The sequence below is a fragment of the Bifidobacterium hapali genome (genome assembly GCF_002259755.1).
Taxonomy (GTDB): Bacteria; Actinomycetota; Actinomycetes; order Actinomycetales; family Bifidobacteriaceae; genus Bifidobacterium; species Bifidobacterium hapali.
On sequence record NZ_MWWY01000035.1, the window covers coordinates 1 to 25,742 of the forward strand.

20 protein-coding genes and 4 tRNA genes are annotated in these 25,742 nt (G+C 56.4%); 8 read left to right on the forward strand and 16 right to left on the reverse strand.

Translation table 11 applies throughout. The annotated features are described in order from the left end of the window. From BHAP_RS08735 to BHAP_RS08745, 4 genes are all read left to right on the forward strand, one after another. A partial coding sequence (locus BHAP_RS08735; protein ID WP_143248773.1) for a transposase occupies positions 1 to 555 on the forward strand: 555 nt, incomplete at its 5' end. 756 nt (positions 556 to 1,311) lie between these two features. Next, complete coding sequence (gene brnQ, locus BHAP_RS08740) at positions 1,312 to 2,709, forward strand: branched-chain amino acid transport system II carrier protein (protein ID WP_094730365.1); 1,398 nt, start codon at positions 1,312 to 1,314, stop codon at positions 2,707 to 2,709. A 184-nt stretch (positions 2,710 to 2,893) separates the two neighbouring features. After that, positions 2,894 to 3,052, forward strand: coding sequence for a hypothetical protein (locus tag BHAP_RS11665; protein WP_158216461.1), 159 nt, complete (start codon positions 2,894 to 2,896; stop codon positions 3,050 to 3,052). A gap of 2 nt (positions 3,053 to 3,054) precedes the next feature. Beyond that, positions 3,055 to 3,594, forward strand: coding sequence for a GNAT family N-acetyltransferase (locus BHAP_RS08745; RefSeq protein WP_244569372.1), 540 nt, complete (start codon positions 3,055 to 3,057; stop codon positions 3,592 to 3,594). Between the two features lie 815 nt (positions 3,595 to 4,409). Here the strand turns inward: BHAP_RS08745 and BHAP_RS08750 are convergent. Together BHAP_RS08750 and BHAP_RS08755 are read right to left on the reverse strand one after the other, a co-directional pair. After that, positions 4,410 to 4,496: transfer RNA gene (locus BHAP_RS08750), tRNA-Ser, on the reverse strand. A 136-nt stretch (positions 4,497 to 4,632) separates the two neighbouring features. Continuing rightward, positions 4,633 to 5,568, reverse strand: a complete 936-nt coding sequence (locus BHAP_RS08755; protein ID WP_094730330.1) for an EamA family transporter — start codon at positions 5,566 to 5,568, stop codon at positions 4,633 to 4,635. A 120-nt stretch (positions 5,569 to 5,688) separates the two neighbouring features. On the opposite strand from BHAP_RS08755, the gene dinB reads away from it, so the two are divergent. Beyond that, complete coding sequence (gene dinB, locus BHAP_RS08760) at positions 5,689 to 6,981, forward strand: DNA polymerase IV (protein ID WP_094730366.1); 1,293 nt, start codon at positions 5,689 to 5,691, stop codon at positions 6,979 to 6,981. 42 nt (positions 6,982 to 7,023) lie between these two features. On the opposite strand, the gene dapC is transcribed toward dinB, so the two are convergent. The 13 genes from dapC to BHAP_RS08825 all read right to left on the reverse strand — a co-directional run bounded on the left by dapC (position 7,024) and on the right by BHAP_RS08825 (position 21,536). Then, complete coding sequence (gene dapC / locus BHAP_RS08765) at positions 7,024 to 8,172, reverse strand: succinyldiaminopimelate transaminase (RefSeq protein WP_094730331.1); 1,149 nt, start codon at positions 8,170 to 8,172, stop codon at positions 7,024 to 7,026. 159 nt (positions 8,173 to 8,331) lie between these two features. Beyond that, on the reverse strand, positions 8,332 to 8,652 hold the full coding sequence (gene fdxA / locus BHAP_RS08770; protein WP_094730332.1) for a ferredoxin: 321 nt from the start codon (positions 8,650 to 8,652) through the stop codon (positions 8,332 to 8,334). A 65-nt stretch (positions 8,653 to 8,717) separates the two neighbouring features. Further along, positions 8,718 to 10,226, reverse strand: a complete 1,509-nt coding sequence (locus BHAP_RS08775) for an amino acid permease (protein ID WP_094730367.1) — start codon at positions 10,224 to 10,226, stop codon at positions 8,718 to 8,720. Between the two features lie 138 nt (positions 10,227 to 10,364). Then, positions 10,365 to 11,606 carry a UDP-N-acetylmuramate dehydrogenase gene (locus BHAP_RS08780; protein ID WP_094730333.1) on the reverse strand — a complete coding sequence of 414 codons (1,242 nt, stop codon included), beginning with the start codon at positions 11,604 to 11,606 and terminating at the stop codon, positions 10,365 to 10,367. Between the two features lie 677 nt (positions 11,607 to 12,283). Beyond that, positions 12,284 to 12,454 (reverse strand): 50S ribosomal protein L33, encoded by a 171-nt coding sequence (gene rpmG, locus BHAP_RS08785; protein WP_094730334.1) that lies wholly within the window; start codon positions 12,452 to 12,454, stop codon positions 12,284 to 12,286. A gap of 48 nt (positions 12,455 to 12,502) precedes the next feature. After that, positions 12,503 to 12,576, reverse strand: a tRNA-Met gene (locus tag BHAP_RS08790). A 4-nt stretch (positions 12,577 to 12,580) separates the two neighbouring features. After that, positions 12,581 to 12,652 (reverse strand) — tRNA-Thr (locus BHAP_RS08795). 1 nt (position 12,653) lies between these two features. After that, a tRNA-Tyr gene (locus BHAP_RS08800) sits at positions 12,654 to 12,734 on the reverse strand. 104 nt (positions 12,735 to 12,838) lie between these two features. Beyond that, positions 12,839 to 17,488 carry a transglutaminaseTgpA domain-containing protein gene (locus BHAP_RS08805; RefSeq protein WP_094730335.1) on the reverse strand — a complete coding sequence of 1,550 codons (4,650 nt, stop codon included), beginning with the start codon at positions 17,486 to 17,488 and terminating at the stop codon, positions 12,839 to 12,841. An 11-nt stretch (positions 17,489 to 17,499) separates the two neighbouring features. After that, on the reverse strand, positions 17,500 to 18,573 hold the full coding sequence (locus BHAP_RS08810; RefSeq protein WP_211279717.1) for an AAA family ATPase: 1,074 nt from the start codon (positions 18,571 to 18,573) through the stop codon (positions 17,500 to 17,502). A 403-nt stretch (positions 18,574 to 18,976) separates the two neighbouring features. Next, positions 18,977 to 19,270, reverse strand: coding sequence for a co-chaperone GroES (groES, locus tag BHAP_RS08815; protein ID WP_094730336.1), 294 nt, complete (start codon positions 19,268 to 19,270; stop codon positions 18,977 to 18,979). Positions 19,271 to 19,457: 187 nt separating this feature from the next. Continuing rightward, on the reverse strand, positions 19,458 to 20,792 hold the full coding sequence (locus BHAP_RS08820) for a hypothetical protein (protein ID WP_094730337.1): 1,335 nt from the start codon (positions 20,790 to 20,792) through the stop codon (positions 19,458 to 19,460). A gap of 57 nt (positions 20,793 to 20,849) precedes the next feature. Further along, positions 20,850 to 21,536: a GNAT family N-acetyltransferase gene (locus BHAP_RS08825; RefSeq protein ID WP_094730369.1), complete on the reverse strand. Its 687-nt coding sequence runs from the start codon at positions 21,534 to 21,536 to the stop codon at positions 20,850 to 20,852. 408 nt (positions 21,537 to 21,944) lie between these two features. Here BHAP_RS08825 and BHAP_RS08830 point away from each other — a divergent pair, with 408 nt between their 5' ends. From BHAP_RS08830 to BHAP_RS08840, 3 genes are all read left to right on the forward strand, one after another. Next, a complete protein-coding gene (locus BHAP_RS08830; RefSeq protein WP_094730370.1) occupies positions 21,945 to 22,814 on the forward strand; it encodes a 5-formyltetrahydrofolate cyclo-ligase in 870 nt (289 codons plus the stop codon). Between the two features lie 77 nt (positions 22,815 to 22,891). Then, positions 22,892 to 23,086, forward strand: a complete 195-nt coding sequence (locus BHAP_RS08835) for an FmdB family zinc ribbon protein (protein WP_094730338.1) — start codon at positions 22,892 to 22,894, stop codon at positions 23,084 to 23,086. Between the two features lie 75 nt (positions 23,087 to 23,161). After that, the gene (locus BHAP_RS08840; protein WP_094730339.1) at positions 23,162 to 23,896 is read left to right on the forward strand and encodes an SAF domain-containing protein; all 735 of its coding nucleotides are present in this window, start codon (positions 23,162 to 23,164) and stop codon (positions 23,894 to 23,896) included. 1,607 nt (positions 23,897 to 25,503) lie between these two features. Here the strand turns inward: BHAP_RS08840 and BHAP_RS08845 are convergent. Further along, on the reverse strand, positions 25,504 to 25,704 hold the full coding sequence (locus tag BHAP_RS08845) for a hypothetical protein (protein WP_094730371.1): 201 nt from the start codon (positions 25,702 to 25,704) through the stop codon (positions 25,504 to 25,506). Between the last annotated feature and the right edge of the window lie 38 nt (positions 25,705 to 25,742).

Here is a 25,742-nt window from a genome sequence, read left to right on the forward strand (position 1 = left end):
ATCGACGACATGTTCAAGGCCATCGGTGAACAGACCGTTACCGTACCCGGCACCGACATGGCCGAGACCATCATCCCCTCGATCGCCCGCGACATCAAACAGATCAAGGACCGGCGCCGCAACCTCGCCTCGCAGGTCGAGGAGCTCCTCAACGATCACCCTCTTCTCACGGTCCTGACGTCGATGCCCGGGATAGGCGCCAGGACCGCAAGCAACATCCTCCTCGCAATCGGCGGGAACATCTCGAACTTCAAAAACGCGGCCCACCTCGCCGCGTACGCCGGCATCGCGCCCATCACCAGCCAATCCGGCACCAGCATCAAAGGCGAACACCCCGCCCGGGGCGGCAACAAACGCCTCAAGAACGCACTATGGCAGTCTGCGTTTGTCGCCTCCACTAAACACCCGCCATCCATCGCCTACTACAAACGCAAACGAGGACAAGGCAAACACCACAACGCCGCCATCATCTGCCTCGCCCGACGCCGCTGCGACGTGATCTACAGCATGCTCAAGAACGGCACCCTCTACCAGGAACAAACCCTCGCCGCCTGAACAAAACACAAACACCGGCTACGGCAACGAATCGCCAAGGCCAAAGCGAAGCACGCCCACCACAACCAACCAGAATGCGACACGTCAACCCCTCACACGGTTGACAAAAACATAGGAACACCCCCCCCCGCAAGCTGCGAGTGACAAAATCATGGTACCGGCAACTACCGTCGAAATGATTGCTTTTCCGCGCATATTCTATTCTCCTTAATTCAGAGGCAACTTCGCCTTCCTATATCGCAATCGTAAGAGATCTTCTCCCTCGATTACGCCGATCCAGCTTCCTTACCAATCGGTAGCTCCATGCTATCTCCAAGGGAACATCTGCGGTATGAACGTGATCGGATAGTTGACATTCTGCAAGCCACGCATAACAAATAGCGTCGCATCCAAAGAAATGAATGACATATTATTTGGCACTAACTCAGAAAATTGATTGGTTATCAACAAAATAATCTGTGCATGCCGCGCGTCACTATTGCACGATAAGCTCGAGGTAAGCAGCAAACAGCTACAGCTGCACACCGAACGGATTGAAGATCAACGGGAGCAGAGAGGCACTATTTCATGCGCGTATCGACTGATCAGCCAACCAATCGACCAACCGATCAGCCGAGTGATCGACCGAGTAGTCAACTGAGCACAGGTCTGACAGTCGCAAATCAATCGAATACCAGCCAGTCAAGCGTAGACCAACCAGCCGCACACCAGTCAGATACTAACCATCGCCGGCTGAACGCGCACGAACGCGCCGTGATGACGTTCACATTCTTCTCCATGTTCTTCGGCGCCGGCAACCTCATCTTCCCACCGTTCGTAGGCGCGCAAGCCGGTTCCGCCACACTGCCAGCAGCCGCAGGATTCATCGTTTCCGCAGTCGGACTGCCGATCCTCGGCGTCATGGCGGTAACGTTCGCAGGCGGTTTCGACCGACTCGCCGGTCGTGTCAGTCCGCGGTTCGCACTGCTTCTCGGCGTCGCGATTATCCTGACCATTGGCCCTTGTTTTGCGATTCCACGCACCGCAACTACGTCGTTCGAAATGATGATCGCGCCGTTCGCCCCAGCCGATTCGCTGTGGCTGGTCCGTCTCGTCTACTCGCTGGTATTCTTCGCACTGTCGTTCGTGTTCGCGCAGCATCCAGAGAAACTGTCGAACGTACTCGGTCGAGTTATGGGACCGCTACTACTCGCGCTCATCGCAGTCCTGTTCGTCGCATGTCTCGCGCACGGCGTCGACGCTCGCGTTGCACCGTCTGGCAATTACGCCACATATCAACTCACGCGCGGTTTTCTCGACGGCTATCAAACGATGGACTTGCTAGCCGCGCTCTATTTTGGCATCGTGATCGCCGAGAATGTTCGCGCGCAGCAGGTGAACAACGAAAGCCAAGTGCAGCGCGAAACTGCGATCGCTGGACTCGGCACCGGCATACTGCTGGTGATGATTTACGGCGCGCTGAGTTATGTAGGCGTCGTCTCGGGTGCGATCAGCGCGATTGATTCCGCACATGACACCGGCGCTACGGTACTCACTAATCTCACGTCCGCACTGTTCGGCACGACTGGCACAGTATTTCTGGGACTGGTGTTCGTGATCGCATGTCTCAACGTGTGCACTGGGTTGATCTGTACGTGCGCCACGTATTTTCATGAGCGATTCCCAGTTGTTGCCGGTCAGACAGTGAGTTATCGCGCGTGGCAGGCCGTGTTCACAGTGTTTAGTTTTGTTGTGTCGAACGCTGGTTTAAGTCTGATTATTACTGTGTCAGTTCCGGTGTTGTCTGCTTTGTATCCGATCGCGATTGTGCTGGTTGTGCTGGGACTGACTCATCGTGTGTTCGCGACTCGATTCCCGCATGTGTATCGCTGGACTGTGATGCTGGTTGGCATTGTTGCTGTTGCAGGTTGCGTTCGTGCGTTGGTTGAGGATGTGGCTGGCGGCTCGCTGCCGTGGCTGGACGCTGCGTTGGATCTACTGCCGTTGCAATCGTATGAGCTGGGATGGCTGGTGCCGGCGATGGTTGGCTTGGTGATCGGCGTGATTGTTGATGTATGGCGGATGCAGGATGCGGATACGGGTGGGACGAGCAGATCGGGCGACTCGGGCGGTGCAGACGACTCGTACGGCACAGCGACAGACAATGTTCACTGATGACGGTATGAACGCTCTCGTACGGATATGTGGTATCTGAGAGCGTTTTTGTTAGGTCAGTGTTTTCTGGTTTAGCTGATGAGAACTACTTAAGGCATTTGATTTGGTGGATTCTTGTGTCTGTTTCTGATATTGTCACAGTAGTTGTTCGTATGTTATTGAAGAGGTGGTGATTATTGTGAGCGTGGTACAGCAGATACCGCAGGCACGGATGAACCGTGCTGAGCAGGAGCGGTTGATTCATGAGCGTATGTCGGAAAATTATGTGGTTGTGCCGGCTGGTTTGTTTGATCAGAAGGATGATCCGGAGACGATTAAGAAGCTTGTGAGCGTGTGGCAGTGAGTATGTTGAAGCCTTGGACACGTTGCATCCCCTTGTGTGACGAAAGTCAGACAAGGGGATTTTCTTGTGGCGATGATCTGGTTGATTTGTGGTTTCGCGAGCATGCGTGGCAGGCTCAGCGTGCAGGTCAGTGCAGTACGCATGTGTGCTTAGATGATTTGGGTCGGGTCGTGGCATTTTATTCGTTTAAGCATGTTACGGCACGTGCTACTGATATGCCGTCGAAGAGTGTGGCGCGCGGGTTTGATCGTGACGGCAATGGCGCCGTTTTGTTGTTGTGCTGGATGGGATTATCGAATGATCTGCGTGGTCATGGGTATGGCAAGCTACTGTTGCGTGAGGTCGCACAGATGGCTCGTGCTGCCTATGTGATTGCACCGTTTCAATTGCTTGTGTTAGATTCCGTTCCGGGTATGGAGGGATTCTATGAGCATTTTGGGTTTGTGAAGGCGTTGGCTCCGGAGCATCGGTATGTGATGCGTATGAATCGTTTAATTAAGATTCTTGAGAGTATGGAACACGACACCGTAGTCTTTGAGTAGTTCTATACGTCTACCGCGTGGCGGTTTTCTCTCACTGACGATGGCCTGAGCGAGCGTTTTCTGCCACTCTATTACTGGGGGGCGCGCGGTTCGATCATCTCCGCGAACGCTCGCGAACGCTCGCGAACGCTCACGAACGCTCACGAACGCTCACGAACACGATAATCGTATCGTAAGGTTGCGGGGTGTGATGCCCATAGTGAGCATCACACCCTTAATGACCGCTACATGAGCAGTCGTAGCAGTTGATACAACTGCCAGACAGTGCACACAGTAAACCGTGTACCGTCAACCGTAGCGAACGTTTCACTATCGCCCACATGGACGATAACTATATGTCCGTTCACGGTTAAACTGCCATGCATCGTGATATGATTCAGTACGCAACCTTTTGGTTAATGGCCTAAGCCGATAACCACAACAAGGCCCGATGTTCGTAGCGTCGGGCCTTTTTGCTACCAGCTTCCGCCAGTATCGGCCCGTCATATCAACGGGGACACCGCATGTCACGGCATCGCGTTCACTATGCTAGAGCACTATCAGATATGTCCAACTTGCTTACCACCCAGCACAGGCACTATTACGCCCTTCATCACGCAGGGATATGGGGGCACACTTCAGTACCCGTTATCTGTTACCCCATTAAGTACCCTTGTGTGCCGGTTAATTTGCCGGTTATCCTACGCATAAATATGCCTCATTACGCACCCTCATGCAAGCGGGTAATAGAGCACAGAATAGCTTGAAAACGTTGATATTCTGCCGTTTTTGGCATGAAAAAAGGGTTTTACGATTTCTCGTAAAACCCTTATCGGCGGAGACAGAGGGATTCGAACCCTCGAGCCGCTAACGCGACTAACACCTTAGCAGGGTGCCCCTATCGGCCACTCAGGCATGTCTCCATGTCACACCGCTTGTGCGACGCAACAGCAAGACACTGTACCATCAACGGCTGGACAACACAACATCAATCCTCACAACGGCGCGCCGACCGACGCAATCAGCTTGCAATCAGCTTGCAATCAGCTTGCAATCATCCTACTTTGCAGGCGCCTGATCACCAGAGAACGTAATAATCACTGCCGTAATCACCAACGCCACGCCAACGCACTCCCAAACGGTCGGAATCTCACCAAACGCAAGTCCAACGCCAACCGCAACCGCCGGATTAATCGACTGCATCACCGAGAACGCACCAGACGTCGTCCGCCGCATCACCACTTGGTCAACCATGTACGGAATAAACGAAGCGAGCATCGAAATCAAGAACAGCAATCCCAGTAACTTCCACGCACCACCGAAACCAGCCGCCCACGTAGCGCTCGCTTTTGGATGAATCACATGCTCAACTGCGCCGGGACCGAGCACAAGCGACTGCAGTACCCAGCCGATTGCGATACTCACGCACAGATTGTCGAGCGAATTGCCGCGAGACGCAACTTTGCGACCGAGCACAATATATACGCCCCACATCGAACCGCCGATAAGAATCGCGATTAAGCCGATCAAGAAATGACTACTCGACGCGCCCGCAAGCGACACGCCAGCGAGCAAAACCACACCGCATGCAGCAATGCAGATACCAAGTCGTTCGCGCCAACTGCGGCCAGTGATTACCGCAACAGACAACGGCCCCATGAACTCGATCGCCACCGCAATACCCATGTCCATGTTGCTAATAGCCACGTAAAACATAGTGTTCATGAGTACAACAGCGATACCGCAGCCGACAACGATCGCCCAGCCGGGCACGCTGTTTGGCAGGCGGCGACGTTTCTCGGCGCGCCACGGTCGACGCCACAGGAGCATCATGACCGCCATGAATCCGACGCGATACCATACGGCATACAGCGGGTCAAGCTGCGTGAACGCAACTTTCGCGATGGCAGTGGCGAGATAGATGACCACCGCCTCGCCCATAACGACAAGGAACACTGGTACGCGGTTTAGGATTTCAAGAACGGCCTTCTTCATAAGATTCCAGCCTACTCGGGACGTGTGCCGTAACACGCGACACGCCGGGGTGCGTCTAGTGCAGTGCACGACACGCGCGAAAATCGAACATTTGTTCTAGTGTTACGCTATGATATTGTCATGAGCACCGCACCAAGACTGGCCGCCGCCAAGCGAGACTGGGGGCACGATGAGACCGGATGCACGGTGCTGCATATCGACATGGATGCGTTTTATGCGTCGCTTGAAGTGGCGAGGCATCCAGAGTTGAAGGGCAGACCCGTGATCATCGGCACCGGTCCGCGCTCGGTGGTGTCTGCGGCGAGCTATGAGGCGCGCAAGTACGGTATTAACTCGGCAATGCCGTCGGCGCGAGCGAAGCAGCTATGCCCGCATGGTGTGTTTCTACCGGTGGACATGAAGTATTACCGGATGATGTCTCATCGGATTTTCGATGAGGTGTTTTCGCAGGTGACTGATCGTATCGAGCAAGTGTCGGTGGATGAGTGCTATATGGACGTCTCTGGTGCGTTGCTGCGCTGGGAGCGGCCGAGCGCGATCGGCGCGTGGATGCGGCGCGAGGTGGCCGCGCGGTTCCACGTGACTTGTTCGGTGGGTATTGCGGCGAACAAGTTGGTTGCGAAAATGGCGTCGACAAATGCCAAGCCGGATGGCATGTTGTTGATACCGTTGGCGAAGCATGCTCAGTTCGTGCAAATGATGCCATTGCGCGGCATTCCTGGTGTTGGTCCGTCACTGGAGAAACGTTTGACTGCGTGGGGCGTGGATTCAGTGGCTGATTTGGCATTGATGAGCGAGGATGCGTTAGCACAAGCGTGTGGGTCGGCAACGCTTGCGCATGGACTGTTTCTCGCTTCTCGTGGATTGGATGAGCGTGCGGTTACCCCGTATACGCCAGAAAAGTCGATTGGAGCGGAACGTACGTTCGATGAAGACACGCGCGATGCGAGACGCGTGTGCGGATTACTGCGGCGATGCTGCGATGAGGTGGCGAGCTCGTTGCGTCGGCGCGGACTATCTGCACGCACGGTTACCGTGAAGTTACGATTTGCTGATCTGAGTTATATGACTAAGGCGCATACACTCGAACGACCAGTAGATACTGCGAGCGTACTCTACCCGCAAGCCGTGGCACTATTACATATGATGCTGGGTATGCCAGCGCATGTCAGCGATGATGTGCTATTGCCGCGTGAGATACGGCTGGCTGGTATGAGTGCGAGCGGGTTAGTTGAGTCAGCCGGAGTTCAAGTGCAGCCGACCTTGGATGATGTGCTCGAAGAAACAACCATCGAAGACAAAGGAGGTGATGCCACTGTTGGGACACGAGCTCAACGATTGCGCGGCGCTGAGCAGGCACTTGATGCAGTACGCCGCAAATACGGAGTTCGAGCCGCCAGCTTGGGGTTGTAGCACGTACCTTTCTTTACTCACTTGACCCGGATCGGATACAGGTTAGCGAGCAAGACGTTCGGCAGCGTCAGCGATGGCCTTATCGCTGGCGGTGGCAGAAAAGCGCAAATATGCCGGCGCACCGTAGAACTCACCTGGGCTGGCAATAATACCCAGTTCAGCGAGCGCAGCCATGTCACGCCAGCAGTCGCCGGATTTGGCTTTGACCCACACGTAGAGCGCGCCGTCAGGCAGGTTGGTAGCATAACCGTATGCTCGCAATGCGCTCACCAGCGTGCCGAGTCGATCGCGATAGCGGTCATGCTGTTGACGAACTGACACGTGGTCGCGTAATCCGGCGGCCATTGCGGCTTGTACTGGTCCGGGGATGATTTGACCGATTTGCTTGCGGTAGGCGATCATCGGGGTAATAAGCTCTGGGTCGCCTGCGATGAACGCGGTACGGTAGCCAGCCATGTTCGACTGTTTACTCAGCGAATATAGTGTTAGCACGCCATGCGCTGAGCTGCCGCATACCGTGTCGTTCAGCGCGCATGGCGCGGCGATATCAGTCAGCGATCCGTCGTTAGTCAGCGGCTTGCCCCATGTCATGAGGGCGTAGCATTCGTCAGACAGCACAACAGCGCCGATCTCACGCGCGGCAGCGACAATGCTCGCCATCTGTGAGGTTGACAGCACCTTGCCAGTCGGGTTGCACGGCGAGTTGACCCACACTGCGCGAACACCCGGCACATGCTGCCATGAGTCGACATCTGCCACATCGTCGACTTTGAGCACGGTGGCACCCGCCAACTGTGTACCGATTTCATAGGTCGGATATGACACGGTTGGCTGAACGATCACATCCCCCACACCGAAGTGTAGTAAGGAGGCCATAAGCGCAACCGCTTCTTTCGAGCCAACCGTAGGGACTACGGTAGCACCGCACGCATCAAGATCAACGCCACGGCAGTCACGGAACCATTCGCTGATCGCAGCGCGCAGATCAGTCGTGCCCACAGTGGCCGGGTACCCGTACGCGTTCGGATCGTTGGAAGCATCAGCTAACGCAGCACGAACCGAATCTGGTACTGGGTCAACCGGCGAGCCGACTGATAGGTCAATCATGCCACCGAACGCAGCCTTGGCAGTGCGCTTGTACGATGCAATGCGCGACCAGTCATACGGTGACGCGAACGGCTGAAATCCCATGAGTGCTCCTTCTCATAAGCTCATAAACATATGGCCGCCGCACAAGGCGACGGCCATAACAACGTGGGTCTAAGAGTGATCTTAAGCGTATACCAGCAGACCCGCGTGAGTACTCAATCCGTGAGTACTCAATCAGTAAGCGGTAAACCTACTGTCAGTTCACTGATTCTGCGGTGGCAGTGCAGCAACCTGCTCCGGGTCCTTGCCGATCGGACCGTGTGCAGAAGCGCCACCAAAATCGCCAACCTCAGCGAAGAAGTTCACCGCGGCGTCCTTGTACCACGCCCACTCGTCCGGAAGATCATCCTCATAGAAGATTGCCTCGGTCGGGCAGACTGGTTCGCATGCGCCGCAGTCAACGCATTCGTTCGGATTAATGTACAGTGAACGGGAACCCTCGTAAATGCAGTCGACCGGGCACTCGTCTACGCAAGCTTTGTCCTTGACATCTACGCAAGGCTGAGCGACAACGTATGGCATGGTTGCTCCTTCATTTCAAACTGCTACAAGGATAGTCCACACTTCGGACGCGCAACGGTTTATCGTCACGCGTTAGCTTGCAACGACTGCTCATCCAGTTCACCAGTGCCAAGACGAGCGTGCCGATAACCATACCCGAAGTACACGCAGAATCCGACAATCAGCCACACCACAAATCGCACCCACGTAAGCACTGATAGATTGAGCATAAGCCACAAGTTCGCGAGCGCAATCACAATCGGCACCCACGGATTACCCGGCATCTTAAAAGCACGCGGCAACTCCGGGCGCTTGCGTCGCATAATCGGCACAGACAACGCGACCAACGTAAACGCCGACAGCGTGCCAATGTTCACCATGTCGCTCAACACACCAATATCAAAGAATGCTGCCACCAACGCCACAACGACACCCACGCAAATCTGCAAAGTCGCAGGCGTCCCGTGCTTGCCGGTTTTCGATAATCCGCGCGGCAGCAGTCCGTCACGACTCATCGCGAACACAACACGCGTCAAGCCCAGCAGCAGTACCATAACCACAGTCGCTAATCCCAGCACAATGCCGAAACTGATAATCTTCGCCGCCCAATTCGCGCCAACCAACTCAAACGCAGTCGCCAATGACGGACTATCTTGCGCAGCAAGATCCTTATACGACACCATGCCCGTGGTGACAATCGCAACAAGCATGTACATAACGATGATCAGCGCCATACCCACGCCAATACCAAGCGGCACATTCTTCTTCGGATTAATCGTCTCCTCAGAAGCGGTAGCCACCACATCAAAACCAATAAACGCGAAAAACACGAGCGCCGCACCAGACAAAATGCCCGGCACGCCGTACACGCTCGGCGTCATACCGGTAACAAACTGCCACAACGGCTGGGTCATCTCGTCAGTAATCGTCGAGCCAGACAGTGCGGAAGCCGGTTCACTCGGCGGAATAAACGGCGTGAAATTGGACGCCTTAACATAGAAAAAGCCTACGATCACGACGAAAAAGACGATCGCGATTTTCAGCACTGTCATCGCACCGTCAACGCGTGCGCCGATTTTCGTACCGAACACGAGTAGCGTGGTGAAGAACGCGACGATAATAATCGGCGCGATATCAATGTGGAACGAGCCAAACGCTAGGTTCGTGTTGAGTCCCCAGCCCATGAGCCGCATGAAATCGTTGAGATAGACACCCCAGTATTTACTGATCACTGAGCCAGCCATGAGCATTTCCAGAATTAGATCCCAGCCGATCACCCATGCCATGATCTCGCCGACCGTCGTGTATGTGAACGTGTACGCGGAACCGGCGACCGGAATCATGGATGCGAATTCTGCGTAGCACATGACGGCCGCACCGCACACCACGCCGGCGATAAGAAAGCTGATGATCACAGCTGGACCGGCGTGGAATGCGGCAGCTTGCGCACCAACGGAGAAAATTCCGGCGCCAACAGCAACCGCGACTCCCATGATGGACAAATCCCACCATGTGAGATTACGTTTGAGCGAGCGACCTTCCTCACCGGTTTCAGCAAGGGTCTGCTCAACTGATTTCGTGCGGAATATATGCATAGACATACGCGCGTCTCTTCTCCGTCGGCTGTGTGCGGCTGATTAACAACAGACGAGCATAGGCGAAACGTCAGTCATCGCGCAAGCATATGCGCATATTGTTGCGCAAACGACAGTATGCACACTCTGATCGTGCGATTATCGCAGATCAAGACCGACAACTACCGGCTCAGGAACAAGTCGCACGCCGAATGCAGCCTCGACCCCATCCTGCACACGCGCCGCAAGCGCAGCTACGTCGGCAGCACTCGCTCCCCCGCGATTCGTCAGCGCAAGCGTGTGCAGCGTAGACAGACTTGCGCGCGCATCGTCAGCAATTTTGAACCCCTTATGGAAGCCAGCGTGGTCGATAAGCCACGCGGCGGATGTTTTGATACCCGGCGTGCCGTCTGGCAGAGTCGCTGCGAACCGTGGCGCGTCTTCGGGCAATCGCGCGGCTGCGTCGGCGGTCAAGATTGGGTTCATGAAGAAACTGCCGCAACTGTGACGATCGTATGCTGGTTCGAGCGGCGGATTCGGCGCGGATTCGGTACCGTTTGTATCGGCAGATGTTGCAATGTGCTGAGCTTGAGCCGATCGCGCGATCGCAATCTGATCGGCACGTTTCGTACCAGCCATCGCAGGATTCTCGTATCGTCCAGCATCTTCGAGCATGCCTTTAGCTGCGCGCACATACAGTACTGCGTCGCGGATAGCAGTGGTTGCCATGCGATCGCCGACCTCTACACCGAGTGCGTTGGCAAGCTGACCGTAGCCGACAGTACCGGTTGCACTGTGTCGCAAAGCGAACGTGACCGACAGCACAACGTAGCGTGGTGTCGGGAAGAACTCGTCTGATGGAGTTGCGGGAGCCTTGTACATGCTGGATTTGAGCATACTCATGCGATAACCGAAACCCATGTCGGCTGCAGGAATATCAACCGTGCGCTTTTCTTGACGATCCCACGCTTCAACGGATTCGACGACGCTCGCGACTTCTTGACCATACGCGCCGATATTCTGCACAACCGATGCACCAACAGTGCCCGGGATGCCGGACAGTCCCTCGACACCTTCCAAGCCTAGTTCAACTGTGAATGCTACGAAATCATCCCAGTTACAACCGGCTTCCGCATTCACGTGGACGATGCGTTCGCCATTTTCGACTGGTGCAGCTTCATCGGGGACTGTGATTGTGCGGCGTGCGTCGCGCACTACAACACCGTTGAACGGCGTATCAGCGACCAACAGATTTGAGCCGCCGCCAATCACACATAGCGGGAGTCCTTTGGAGTCAGCATCCTCGACGGCTTCAATGACGCCGACGCGCGACGTAGGTTCAATAAATCGGGCGATGTGGCCGCCCACACCGATCGTGGTGATGTCCGCAAAAGAAGTCATGTGCCCTATCGTACTGCCTGCTGCGCTCAGATGGGTGCAGTATGGGCTCAGGCAGAATCACGCGATGGAATTGACCCGTTTCAATCCATCGCGTGACCTTTCCAATCCATCGCGTGACCTTTTGCAAGTGGAAGTTCGTATGCGAAGTGATGTTGCAGATGTGCTTGCGTGATATTCCGGCGAAGAGTAAGCAGTTCTCCGCCGAAATATCACACTTAAGGACTGTTTTCTGTGATATTCCGGCGGATAGACCAAGGACTTCCGCCGGAATATCACGTTAAAGGCCCTATTTTTGTGATATTCCGGCGGAAAACTGTTCCGCATCCGCCGAAATATCACATTCAGATGATCACGCGATGGATTGTAGCGGTCCAATTCCATCGCGTGATCAAAACACCATGCACCCCAACGTGCGTGGCGGAAAACGCTCGCTGAGAGCATCGTAAGCGAGCAAAAACCGCCACTCACCAGTACGAGTGGCAGAAAACGCTCGCTGACACTGGTCTAAGCGAGCGTTTTCTGCCACGCACAAGAAGGTCTATAACCCGCGACATCAACGATCTCAGCGACAACAGCGACAACAAACCCGCGGCATCAACAACCTCAGCTTTATGCCCAGAAAACACAAAAACCCGACCGGTGAGGGTCGGGTTTGAAAGTACTCGCGGAAAGTAAGCTCAGCGGGTCTCGCGGTGCACAGTGTGCTTGCCGCAACGCGGGCAGAACTTCTTCAGTTCGAGACGATCCGGCGTGTTGCGACGGTTCTTCGTCGTGATGTAGTTACGCTCCTTGCACTCGGTGCATGCCAGCGTGATGCCCGGACGGATCTCGGCGCTCTTGCTTGCCATTGGATTCACCTCTTGTATTCGTTGTCCATCGGCGTTCGCCGACATTTGTAGCGAGAAAGAGACTCGAACTCTTGACCTTACGATTATGAGTCGTACGCTCTAGCCAGCTGAGCTATCCCGCCAGAGAGCCCCGAGTGAGAATTGGACTCACGACCTCTTCCTTACCAAGGAAGTGCTCTACCACTGAGCTATCGGGGCGTGGCGGATAGTGGATTCGAACCACTGAAGCCGAAGCGACTGATTTACAGTCAGTTCCCTTTGACCGCTTGGGAAATCCGCCATGTTGCCGCAAGCGACCGGGGCCGTAATTGGCAACTCGAATAATATGCCACGAGTCAGCGACGAACGCAAGTCAGGGGTGCACACGGCGTGTCTCTAGTAATATCAACGATTTACACGACGCAATAGCGACGCCGGCATGAGGAAATTCCGCACGCGAACCCATATCGAATGCTGCCGATCAACGTCGCTCAACTTAGCGAGCACCGTGTCAGTTTGCTCGCGTAGCTCGTCCGCACGGACGTCAACATCGTGCGACGCACCGAAGGCAATCGCCGTTACATGATCACTGATCTGCGCAAGAGACGCTGAGATATCACCGTTACGATCATGCGCACTGGCATGCTGACTATGACGTTCGCCGTCGCCAATCGTATCCGCGATCAGCACCGCGATGGTACGTTCCGTATCTGACGAAGTCCATCGCACACCGATATCCCACGCACGATCGCAGATCTCTGACCATGCGGCAAGCCACGCAGCAGTACCAGCACCACCCACGCCAGACCCACCACCAGCCCCAGCGATCACCCGCAGCCGTCTCCGCCGACGCAGCACCCGCAATCCAGCCGGAATCAGCGCCAAGCCCATCACACACGCAACAATTAAAACAACCACCAGCGTGATCGCCGCCCATCGCGGCAGTTTCAGCCGACTCCACCACGACACCGTCTGCCCGCCAGACGCCGTATCCGAACCAGAAGTCGCATCTGAATCATTAGCCCCCTGCTGATCGGCAGCATCACCCTCAGCATCCTGCCCATTATCAGCCGCATCGCCGTCAGTCGCACCCATGTCATCGCCGCTAGCACCGTTAGTGCCCGCATTCGGCGTGGCAGTAGTTGCATCCGTACCGTCGCCAGCATCGGCACCATCGGCCCCAGCGCCAGTCCCAGAAGCCGCATCAGCCGCCGCGCTGCCGTTTTCGCTCGTCGCAGGCGTCACATCGAACGGCACCCAACCCACGCCGTCAATATACGCGTCAACCCATGCATGCAACTGTTTGGCAGCAACCTCAAACTCGCCGTCCGCATTCGCACGGTCCACGCCCGCGTTGTAGCCGAGCACCATCCGCGTCGGCACACCCATCGCACGACCGAGCACCGCGAGCGCCGACGCATAATGCGTGCAGTAACCGGAACGCGAGTCGAGGAAATTGTTGATCACATCGAGATTCGACCGTCCGTTACCGTCAGGCGCATTGAGCGAGTAGACAAATTCATTGGCAGGATTCGTGAAATAGTCGACCAGCCAGCGCATAGCGGCAACCTGATGATCGTATCCGTCGCCGTCGGTGGCAATGCCAGCAGCTTTAGCTTGTTCAACAAGCGCAGTAATGTTCGACGGCAAATCAGTCGGCAACGAACGATACTGCGACCGCGCTTGACTGTTCATGCGCGCGACACGCTCGGTTGTGTATCGCGCGACCGCAGACTGTCCAGAACGCGCCGAATCAATGGACATCATGCTGTAGACAAGCTCTCTTTGCAGATCACCGATACCGCTTGCGTACCAAATTCCGTCTTGACTGCTGTTGAAGTAATCTTCAATATCGTTATCATTACTGCGGTCAGTGCCAGCCGAACTATTGTCAGCCGACAACTGCCTCATCGCCAGCACCAGTGCAATGCGACCGTCTTTAGCGTACATAAATCCAATCGATTCATCTGAGCCAATACCCACTCGCGAACGAAACGCGCTCGCAAGCGTAATCGAATACGCCGGTATGACGCTCGAATCCTCGCCATTCATATGCCCGCTGATACCGCTCACCGTACCAACTTCGTTGCCTTGCGAATCGGTGACGAGATCGCCGGGCTCAGCCACGCCGGAACCGTCAGCGGAACCGTCACCAGTTCTCGCCACGGTAATCGGCATCACCCACCAGTCATCATGCTGCTCGGCGACCCCTTCACTCACGAGCTGCTCACGCGCCGCAGTACGCTGCGTCCACGGCAGATCGTCGCCGCCTTGCGCCTCGTCTGCGAGCTTACGGTACACGTCGTTCACGTCGCTAATCCGCGTAAATCCGGCGGTTGACGTAATCGGGTCAGGTCCAATACCGGAGGTGCGATATTGCATACCTTGCCCAGTGGTGGCCGTGCGATTGTAAATCGTAGAACCGGCCGACAGCCATGTCGAGTCGATGCCGGACGCCATAACTGTGGTCACGCCGGTTACCGGTAGGAATCGCGAGCTCAATGTTTCGATCGTAACGTCGGCGGTTCGTCGGTATTGCGAGGATGCGAGGTTTATGAACTGATTACGTCGATTACTGGCCACTGAGTCACGCAAGTCACGCGATGTGCCACCGTCGCCGTATTCGTAGTCGTCGCGCGGCTCGCCACTACCGTTACTAGAAGCGCCGCTGCCATTGAAATTGTTGCCATAGTAGTAAGTTCCGCTGCCGTCATACAAGTATCCGATAGTGGCGTACAACGAAAGTGGGTCGTCGATATTGCGCAACCGTTCCTCGCGCGTCATCATATTGCTCGAATCAAGGCCGAGTTGTATGCCCGAGCCGTACAAATTCGCGTCTTTTGATAGTGCTGCGTCGAAACTCCACATGTCGCCGTTGAAGTCGTCGAGCGTGGTCATGCGCAGATACGTGCGTTTCGACGCGCGGTACGTGAGCACAGTCGTGTCGGAGCCGGTAGACAGGGAACGTTTGAGATCGACCATTGGGTTGATCGTGTTCGCTGACAGCAGGCCGGCCGAGTCACCGAACGAAAGCGGTACAGCTTGCGCGAAGTTGACGGCTGGCGTAGTCAAAGCGAGCGTGGCGGCTGTGACGAGCGCGACGACGGCGGTAGGCGCCGGCAGAGCGACTCGGTTAGGTCTGCTTTGAGACAGTGCGATCAGGAACGCAACGGCGAGCAGCGAGACCTGCCACCAGTCTGTAGGGCGGCCGATAAGCGCGTAGTCGGCGGCGAGCAATGCGACCGGCAGTATAGCGAAAGCTGGCGCGACTTGGCGGGCGATAAGAATGAGCCGGAACATGATAACGATACCGGCTACAGCTGCGATCAGTACAACATCACTGGATTGGTCAACGGTCAGCGGCGGCAACTGCGCGTTGAGTACATCAAATCCGCGGCTGAAAATATCGCGAATCATTGACCACGGCGTGATGTGCGCAACGTATTCCGCGGCCGCGGTACTGGCATTCGCAGACGCGGCAGCTTCGTCGTTGATGCGCTGGAATGCATCGCGATCGAACAGCCAGATGGTAGCGATATCATGCACGCGGATGACGATAAGCACAGCGGCAGCAACCAACGTTGCGACGATTACTGAGATAGTTCGTATCACGTAACGAACGGTTGATCGTGCAGGAAGAACCGATTCGATCGCTATGACAGCGAGCGCAACCGCAGTGAACCACGGCCAGTATCCGGTGGCTGCAACGAGGCCGGTGAGCGCGCTGATCGACAGTGCGAAGAAGGCCAGTAGTGCGGCGGCAGTGAGGATTCGCGAGAGTGCGCGCGGCTGGGATTGTTGCGCACTGACGATCGTCGTTGCAGCGGCCTTGTGCGATCGCGTGCGCGCTGTGTCACGTTGCCGATCAATCGGCACGTCGATCACGCGCAACCGATCGTCACCAATCGACTGTCGCAGCGAGCTCGCCAACGCTCCTTGCGGATTGGATGTGATCAGTCGCACGCCGATCACGCCGTGGTGATGCGCCATGATATCAGCTACGCGGTTGGCGATTGCGCTCGCCGACGATTCAGTATCGACACGATCGTGATTACCTGCGCCAGCTTGTGCATCAGCTGGTACATCAGACGACGAAATCGGCGACATCGCAGCTAACAGTCGCGCACTGTCTACGTCGGCAAACTGAACACCGTCGGTGACAATCAGTTGACTGTCCGGCGACGACGAGTTGAGCATCGGCAATACTCGTTCGACTTGCGCATCAACTTGCGCGTCAGTAACGCCAGCGGATCGCACGTCGAGCAGGACGATCGTCGATACGCGTATGTCACGGCCAGTTTCGCGCGTCATGAGTTCGCCGCGATGCGCAGTTGCCTTCCACGAGATGAGTTTCGGCGGATCGCCAGCCGCATACGCGCGCACGCCGCCCGTATTTTCGGACTGTGTCATGCCTTGCATCCGCTGATCGGCCATGCGCTGACCGTTAGCCAACTGTTCCGCAACCGATGGCAGGACTATCTCGTCGTCATGCCGCAGCAGGATGCGCGAGGCGGACCATAAGCCGAACGGATCGTGCCAGCGTACGAACAGTCCAGTGCGACGGTAGAGGCCGCGATCGGACGGCCGACTGCCGACATAACGATCGATGACTTGATTGTCTTGATTCAGCCGCTCGTACTGGGAGCGCATACGCATGGTGCGCGGTAACAGCAGTCGCGGCAACGGAAGCATTGTTGACGATATGTCAAGAATGCAGCGACGTTCGTCAATACACGACGAATCAACGCGCGGAATCAGCAGCCACTGCGCGAATGCGAGCACTAGCGACACACCAATAATCAACGTTACGGCGAGCGCGGCAGCCATGAGCGCGCGATCGTCCAGCAGCAACCCCATAAACCACAATCCGGCAGCGAACACGACTGCGGCAAGGCCGGCTGCTGACGGGCGAATCATGCCATGACGACGCCAGTGACGCGGCAGACGCTGTTTGGAATCGCGCTTCGTCGTTGATCGGCTGATGTTAGCGAGAACATTGCCGGGAACACTGCCGGGTGCATTGCGGTGCGGGACGTGGTGCAGGACGTGTCGCATGGCAACTCCGATCACAGACGGTCGGGGCGCGGAACCGGAACCGCGCCAACCAGATCGGCGATAATCTGCCGCACACGGTCCATCGAAGACAGGCCGTATCCAGCATTATCAAGCACGAGTCGATGCGCGAGCACCGGGACAGCGAGCGCTTGCACATCGTCGGGAATCACGAAAGTACGTCCTTGAGTGAGCGCGCGGGCACGCGACATCGCCGCCAAGTGAAGACTGCCGCGAGGAGACGCGCCATAACGCACGCCGTCGCGATTACGCGTTGCCGCCGTGAGCGACACAATATAATCGGCCACCGCATCGCTGAGTTGTACCTGTTCGGCCGCACGCCGAATCGTGAGCACATCGTCAGTCGAGCATACTGCGGTCAATCCTTCGAGAGGACGCAGCATGTGCGCGCCGGTCAACATAGCTGCCTCAGCTTGCGAGCTCGGATAGCCGAAACTCGTGCACGCCATGAATCGGTCCAGTTGCGCTTCAGGCAGCGGGTACGTGCCTTCGAGTTCGATCGGATTTTGCGTGGCAACGACGAAATACGGGTCGGGCAGTGTGTGTGTGGCACCGTCAACACTGATTTGACGCTCACCCATCGCCTCAAGCATGGCAGACTGGGCTTTGGGATTGGCACGGTTGACTTCGTCGGCGATAACAATATTGGCGAAAAGCGGACCGGGATGGAAGTCAAACTGACCGGAACCTTGCGAATAAATACTCACACCCGTTAAGTCAGACGGCAGCAGGTCTGGCGTGAACTGGATGCGCCGCGATTCGCCGCCGATCAATATGCTCATTGCGCGCGCGAGAGTGGTTTTACCGACGCCGGGCACGTCTTCGAGGAGGAGATGGCCGCCTGCGACGAACGTGGTGATAGCAAGATCGATGACGTCTTGCGAGCAGGACAGAGCGCCGGCCATTGCATCGGATAGTTGGGCGATGATGTGCGTTGGGGGTTGGTGCGTACCGGATGCGTTGGGTATGCCGGGAGTGCTGGCCGTACTGGATGAACTGGACGTACTGGCCGTTTCCGTCTTGGACGTGGACAGTTCCACTCCCCCGTACTGCGTGCTACCTTGCATGGCTCCCCCAATCGGATGCTGATATCTATGTTTCAGAATACAGGCAAACGTGTGGAACTCTCGTGCGTGTTGGTGTAGTTCGTTATCGGCATAGACCGTTGTGGTGTGGACTGTCATCTTTCAGCTGGGCACAGGCATGGACTACTCATGGATCGGGGGGCGATCAGCAGCTATCAGCACTATCGCTGTGCCGCGTGGCAGAAAACGCTCGCTGAGACCACCCTCAGCGAGCAAAAACCGCCACTCACCAGCACGCGTGGCAGAAAACGCTCGCTAAGGGCACCGTCAGCGAGCGTTTTCTGCCACTCGGTTGAGAGCATATTAGCGATCAGGGGAGGGATAGCGAGATATAAGAAAATCCCGCCCGGTAGAGTACCGAACGGGATCATATGGAAACGCGATCTCAGCCGAGGATGGCGAGAATGTCGCGAGCGGAGACGATCAGGTAGTCCTCGCCCTCGTAGTGCACTTCGGTACCGCCGTACTTGGAGTACAGCACCTTGTCGCCGACCTTGACGTCCATCGGGATGCGCTCGCCCTTGTCGTCGCGACGGCCCGGGCCAACAGCCAGAACTTCACCCTGCTGCGGCTTCTCCTTAGCGTTATCCGGAATGTACAGACCAGAAGCGGTCTTAGTCTCGGCCTCAGCCTGCTTAACGATGATCTTGTCTTCCAACGGTGTGAGCTTGATCGACACTGTAGGTCACCTCGTATATCTAGCAAATCCAATTATGTCCGCGCCAGAATTCAGCTTGACGAGAGGCTGACGATCACCCGCCGCATCATCCCTTTGCGCTGTTGCCTATCGTAGCGCGATTATTAGCACTCTGCCAACTCGAGTGCTAACGCTGAGAGTGAAACACCGAGATAATCCGGATGATCGCTCACGAAGAGCGGCGTGCGAGAATCGCTTCAAGGCCATGACCGAGGGAATCGGACGTGGCTTCAGGCGCGTCAACTGCAACATGCTGCTCGGTTTCGTGGAAGGCAGCAGTATCGTTGACCGTATTTGACTGAGCGTGCTTGCTTGACGCATCATCAGCAGCATCGGTATTGTCGGCCGGACTGCTGTCGGCGGAACTGTTAGCCGCAACATCAGCCGCAACGCTGTCCATATCCTGAACGTTCTGCGCATCATCAGCAGTCGCCGACTCAACCGGCACTGCCTTGGCAACCTGTCGAGTCGACTGAATTTCCCGACTTTCCGGTGCATCAGTAGCCACATCGATACCGTTGCGCGGCGCACCAAGCGAGAACGAAATCAGATCAGGCGCCGACGCCATGTCGAACGCATCCAGTGCGCGCGACGGACTGACACTAGCCAGTTCGCTCGTCTCATCAGGCACTGCGGCAGTATCATTGCGAGACTCAGTCACCGCAGCCGTATCAGTCGCAGTCTCAGCAGCCGCAGCAACCTCAGCCGACTCAACATCGTGCTCATCAACCACCGCAATCTCACTGCGAATCAGCTGATCGTCACCCGCGTCAGCGCGCGCAGCCACTCGCTCAGCCGCCTCGCGCAACACCTTGCGTTCCGCGGCCGCACGACGAGCCGCGCGCTCAGCAAACGCCTTTTCCTGTTCCTGACGCGCACGATTCAACGCTTGACGGATCTCGCGCTGCTCCATCACGTCCGTGTCCGCCTCAGCAGTATTCACACTGCGATCAGCCGCACCAGAATTCTCACCAACCGACTGTGCCGGCTCAACCACCACTTGAGCCGCAGCTTTCGCCCGCGCACGAGCCGCACGCCGGCGCGACGTCGCAACCTTGGCCTCCCATGCACGAGCCTGCGCAGCCGCACGCACACCCAGCGCAACCGACACAACAAGCAGCACACCGGGAATCAGAGCGAACAGCGGACTGAACTTCAGCGCAATAGCCAGTACGAGCACCAACACAGTGAGCGCTAACAACGACAGCACCAGCACACGGCGACGGCGAATAGCGGCACGACGAAGCTGGCGCACATAGGCGACCCGCTCGGCCGTGTACTTCGGATCAGACTGCATAATAATCCCTTTCGCCCGCGGCGTATGCTCGTCGGAAAACCGCGTACCATCGTCGATGTCAATCAGATGCAACGACGGCGAGTACTTGTCCTCGCGATGCTCCGCCACTGTTCTCATGCCCTTTGCTGTCCGCGCAGGCAGCCAGCCGGCCATGACGATCACGACAATCACCAGCACGACCACCGCGCTCAGCGACTCGTAACCCATGCACTTAAGAATAGGAGAGCCCGGGCACAAATCAGGCATTCAGCCCGGGCGTGTCGCTCAACAACCGAACATCAGTCGAACAGTGAATCCATTCCCAACATCATCCGCGAGCAAACTGTACGTTTCATGATCGCGCCACTGCTCATTGACGAACATGTATCGCAACCGTAATCCCTCGTCATGCGCGCCAATTTTCTCGACGACACGCCGCGACCGGTGGTTCTCAGGCAAGATCGCAATTTCCAGCCGATGCAACTGTGGACCGGTCGAGTCAGCGAGCGCCCAGTCGGCGAGGATCGCGAGCGCGAGCGGCGCGAAACCGTGGCCCGCAAATTGTTGCGAGACCCAGTATCCGACGATGCCGGTGCGCATGGAACCGTAACTGATCGCGCCAACGGAAATCTGACCGACGATACGGCCGCGGTGAATAATACCGAACAGCGCGCCGGTGCCGCGTTCTTCCGAGCGCCGCTGACGGGTAATCCACGCGTTAAACGTGAGCGGAGAGCCGTGCAGCGGGTCGTCGGAATCCCACGGAGCGAGCCAGTCGCGGTTACGCCAGCGGACGTCGTTCCACTCGTCTTCGTCGTCTAATGTGAGCGGTCGCAGGCTGATTGGCAAGTTGGCCGGCAGGGTTGGATGTTGCGCGCGGAACGCGGCGGTTGGCAGCTCGTCGGGCATACGGATAGCGGGCGCGTCTGCTGGATGATGGAATGCCGCGCGCAACGACTGGAAGACGGACATGATGCCCATTGTGCCACGCGACCGTGCGTTATGGTTGGCGACAGGCGCGCTGTGATACAACCGGTAGGGCCCTTAGGATATGTGGGGGGGTATGTACGGTATGTGCGGCCGGCTAAATGTGACATTGCGGCGGATATCCCTTTACATTCCGCCGGAATATCACGTTTTGAGGCCGTTTTCTGTGATATTCCGGCGGAAACTGGCCCAACCTCCGCCGAAATATCACACTGTGGGCCCATTTTTGTGACATTCCGGCGGATATCCCTTCATTTTCCGCCGGAAAGTCACGCCCAGAGGCAGAATTCTGTGACATTCCGGCGGAAACTGGCCTGACCTCCGCCGAAAAATCACGCTTCGACACAATCGCTACTGTGATACAACGGACGTATGTGTTTGGACGCGGATAATATGACGGCGAACAGTTTGATTAGCGGAACAGACGCGCGAGCAGCTTCGACGCAATCAACAAAGTCAGCAAAGTCAGCTCTGCGCCACAACGCGTTTGCGCGACGCAAGCTGATATCACCTGAACAGCGCGAGTCAGCCGGCCAACGACTAGCCGCACAAACTGACGCACTGATCGACTCGCTCGCCGGAAGACTTACAGATAGATCATACGGATTACAGCCGGGCGCAACCGTCGCCACATACGTCTCGATGGGAACCGAAATCGAAACTCGTCCGTTACTGAACGCACTACTCAACGCGAGGATGCGCGTGATCGTGCCGTTACTCGGTAGCGGGCTAGAAATCGGCTGGGGAGAGCTGCGTTCACTCGACGATCTACACGCGGTTCGCACAAGTGAGAACGCAACCACAGGTTCAGGTCATCTGCATCAACGGCCTGAAGAACCGTCACCACTACCGCCGCAATCAACACCGTCCGCCGCATCACAACCATCCTCACCGTCATCCAGATCATCAGAGCCACTACAGTCACAACCATCCCCGCCACTATCCGCAGCATCACCAGCGACACTTTCCTCACCGTCACCGCTACCATCACCCACTACCCCACCTGCGACCGACGCCACCGCACTACGCAACGCCTCACTCATCATCCTGCCCGCGCTCGCCGTCGACCGTCACGGCACGCGACTCGGTCGCGGCGGCGGCTGGTACGATCGCGCGCTCACCTACCGCGCACCGAACGCACCGATCATAGCCGTCTGCTGGCCGTGGGAACTCGTCGCCAGTGACCTGCCGCGCGAGCCGCACGACGTGCCAGTAGACGCGATACTCACGCCCGACGGAGTAACTTGGCTGTCCGTGAATTAGGCCTCCCCTCGTCGCGGCGATGAGGATAATATGTGAGGTTGAATATCGTGATTGTGCCGAGCCGTGGAGGAAGAGACTTGCCTACGTATCACTACCGTTGCAAGAGTTGTAACTATGATTTCACTGAGCAGCAGTCGTTTAGCGACGCTCCAATTACCGTGTGCCCGCAGTGCGGCAAGGAGCAAGTGCGCAAAGTGTTTTCTGCTGTGCCGATCGAATTTAAGGGAAGTGGTTTCTACCGGACCGATAGCGGCTCGTCGAAGTCGAAGTGAGCGGCGCGGCGGCCGTAACAACTGGTTGAGCGCGACTGATGCTGCATCCGGCTGCGAGTTATCCACAATAGCCGTATGTGGACAGTTGTGGATAAGTCGGTACCGTTCGACCACATAGGTCGGTTTGGCTTGCGCTTGAGTACGAGTATCCGTCATCATCGTGAGATGGTGACGGATTTTTTGCATATGATTGGTCCCGCGAACAGTTTGCGACGGCGACGATTGACGCATGTTGTGCGACGCGCGATTATTGCCGTGGCGGCTGGCGTGGCTGTGTTTGCTGCGTTGATGTGCGTGGTCGGTTCGCAGGCAACACGCACAGTGATGGTCGCGGCGGTTGATATTGCGCGCGGGCAGACGGTTGACGCGGACATGTTGCGGTTTGCGCAGGTGCCAGTTAGTGACGTTGGCGGATGGTCGTGGAATGCGGTACTCGATGATGTGAGTGGGCTGCCGGGCGTCGCGCAAGTTGATATTGCGGCTGGGCAGCCGATATTTGGTTCGATGATTCGTGCGCAGCCGGTAGTGCCGGATGGGTTTACTGTGATTGAAGTACGACTGGCAAGTGCTGCGGGAGTACTCACGGCCGGCGATGAGATTGCGTTGGCATCGGCAGTAGGATGCGCGCGCGATGAGCATGATGAGACTGCGGCTGATGATGCGTGTGTATTGGTAGAACGCGCGCTGGTGATGCGCGAACCGCAGGATGCAACCACGGATGCCACGACCACACTAGCGATGGCGCCTAATGATGCGCTGCGTGTCATGTCCTCTCAAGAAGTCGGCGCCATAGTAGCCGTCGCCCGGTAAACGCGCCCCCTTGTATACCCTAAACGCCTAGGGGCAGGCAACCACAATCAGCCCAAAGCCATAAAAACATTCACAACGCTTGAAACCCCCAGTCCAAACTCGCACTAAAACTCACACCAAAGCTCATTCCGGAATGAAATGGGGTTAACGGAATGAAATAGGGGTTAAAGGTCAAACCGTGTGGCGGTTTTCGCTCACTAACAGTGCTCTCAACAAGCAAAATCCGCCATTCCTACTCGCGCGTGGCGGTTTTTGCTCACTGAGCACCGTCTTAGCGAGCGTTTTCCGCCACGCTGCGTCGTGAGTGGCAGAAAACGCTCACTGAGGAGCACTCAGCGAGCAAAAACCGCCACTACCGTATCAACCATCACACGGTGAAACAGCCATACGTGACATCATGACCACCATCACACCACTACCCACCACAACGGCACACTAAAAGAACAGGTAGCGTGACATTCTGGCGATCAAACCATTCAACACCACCACAATGTCACGCCTAGAAGCGCATTACCGTGATATTTTGGCAATCAACCCATCTCTTGCCGCCAAAACACCACGTTCACACACCCAATTCCATGACATACGACCATCAAACCCGAAAACCCATGCCACACAAGATGGGTATAACGTTATATGACAGCTGTGTGTACATAAGATTTGCCACACAAACGAATTTTCGACGATTTTTCGGTTGTGTGGCAACACCCGTTGAAACGAGTACGGGGGCATGATACTCAAAAACGTTGAAATTCCAACGAATTAAGGATTGTTAGGTTTGCCACACAACCTGAATATAACGTTATACAACAGTTGTGTGTACATGCGATTTGCCACACAAACACAAAAAACGCGATTTTCGGGTTGTGTGGCAACACCCGTTGAAACAAGTACGGGGGCAGATGCTCAAAAACGTTGAAATTTCAACGATTTAAGGATTTTTGGTTTTGCCACACAACCTGAATATAACGTTATACAACAGTTGTGTGTACATGCGAATTGCCACACAACGGGATTTTTGGTGATTTTTCGGTTGTGTGGCAGAGAGTGATGGGTGATGGGCGATCAACACACTCAAGAGAAGCAACAAACATTGACACGGGTTGGTCGTTCCAAGGGTGTAACTACCCCTCAGACCGCTTCGCGGCCAGCTCGTCCCGCAATTAGGGACGCGCGAAGCGCGCAGTTTGCTGGCTCGCCTGTCGGCGAGCACGTTGCCTACAAACAGCTCTGCTGTTTGCCTAACGGCAACGAACCAGCAATTCCAGACGCGCTACGCGCGGCGTTTTTCTGGCTCGCCTGTCGGCGAGCACGTTGCCTACAAACAGCTCTGCTGTTTGCCTAACGGCAACGAACCAGCAATTCCAGACGCGCTACGCGCGGCGTTTTTCTGGCTCGCCTGTCGGCGAGCACGTTGCCTACAAACAGCTCTGCTGTTTGCTTAACGGCAACGTCCTTCAAGGGGAGCCGAGAAAAGGTTCAGCGCTTGTCGTTGAATACGACCCAATGCGCTGAGCCGTTAAGCAAACAGTCCTGCGGACTGTTTGTAGGCGAAGTGAGAGGTTTACGCTACAAGCAAACCGCGAAGGCCGCCGCATTGGGGTGTGTCAACGCTTGTCGTTGAACACACCCCAATGCGGCGGCAGCTCGGTGAGGATGCGTTGGTCGTCGTCAGCGTCACGTTGGGCGTCAGTGGTCATGTCACCGAGTTCAAGCTTGACACCGTCGGCATCGAAGAGCTCGGTCCCGTGGAATACGACGCGACGATGTTTGCGCGGTGTGCGTCGCTTCGCATCATACGCGGGCATCGCACCGCGACTGTCGCCGCTACGATCATCATCAGCAA

Bases quoted from the DNA above. Each gene is read 5' to 3' on its own strand.
- brnQ (WP_094730365.1), top strand. From the start codon at position 1,312: ATGACGTTCACATTCTTCTCCATGTTCTTCGGCGCCGGCAACCTCATC.
- BHAP_RS08745 (WP_244569372.1), top strand. From the start codon at position 3,055: ATGTTGAAGCCTTGGACACGTTGCATCCCCTTGTGTGACGAAAGTCAG.
- BHAP_RS08755 (WP_094730330.1), bottom strand. From the start codon at position 5,568: ATGAAGAAGGCCGTTCTTGAAATCCTAAACCGCGTACCAGTGTTCCTT.
- dinB (WP_094730366.1), top strand. From the start codon at position 5,689: ATGAGCACCGCACCAAGACTGGCCGCCGCCAAGCGAGACTGGGGGCAC.
- dapC (WP_094730331.1), bottom strand. From the start codon at position 8,172: ATGGGATTTCAGCCGTTCGCGTCACCGTATGACTGGTCGCGCATTGCA.
- fdxA (WP_094730332.1), bottom strand. From the start codon at position 8,652: ATGCCATACGTTGTCGCTCAGCCTTGCGTAGATGTCAAGGACAAAGCT.
- BHAP_RS08775 (WP_094730367.1), bottom strand. From the start codon at position 10,226: ATGCATATATTCCGCACGAAATCAGTTGAGCAGACCCTTGCTGAAACC.
- BHAP_RS08780 (WP_094730333.1), bottom strand. From the start codon at position 11,606: ATGACTTCTTTTGCGGACATCACCACGATCGGTGTGGGCGGCCACATC.
- rpmG (WP_094730334.1), bottom strand. From the start codon at position 12,454: ATGGCAAGCAAGAGCGCCGAGATCCGTCCGGGCATCACGCTGGCATGC.
- BHAP_RS08805 (WP_094730335.1), bottom strand. From the start codon at position 17,488: ATGCGACACGTCCTGCACCACGTCCCGCACCGCAATGCACCCGGCAGT.
- BHAP_RS08810 (WP_211279717.1), bottom strand. From the start codon at position 18,573: ATGCAAGGTAGCACGCAGTACGGGGGAGTGGAACTGTCCACGTCCAAG.
- BHAP_RS08820 (WP_094730337.1), bottom strand. From the start codon at position 20,792: ATGGGTTACGAGTCGCTGAGCGCGGTGGTCGTGCTGGTGATTGTCGTG.
- BHAP_RS08825 (WP_094730369.1), bottom strand. From the start codon at position 21,536: ATGTCCGTCTTCCAGTCGTTGCGCGCGGCATTCCATCATCCAGCAGAC.
- BHAP_RS08830 (WP_094730370.1), top strand. From the start codon at position 21,945: ATGACGGCGAACAGTTTGATTAGCGGAACAGACGCGCGAGCAGCTTCG.
- BHAP_RS08840 (WP_094730339.1), top strand. From the start codon at position 23,162: ATGTGGACAGTTGTGGATAAGTCGGTACCGTTCGACCACATAGGTCGG.
- BHAP_RS08845 (WP_094730371.1), bottom strand. From the start codon at position 25,704: ATGCCCGCGTATGATGCGAAGCGACGCACACCGCGCAAACATCGTCGC.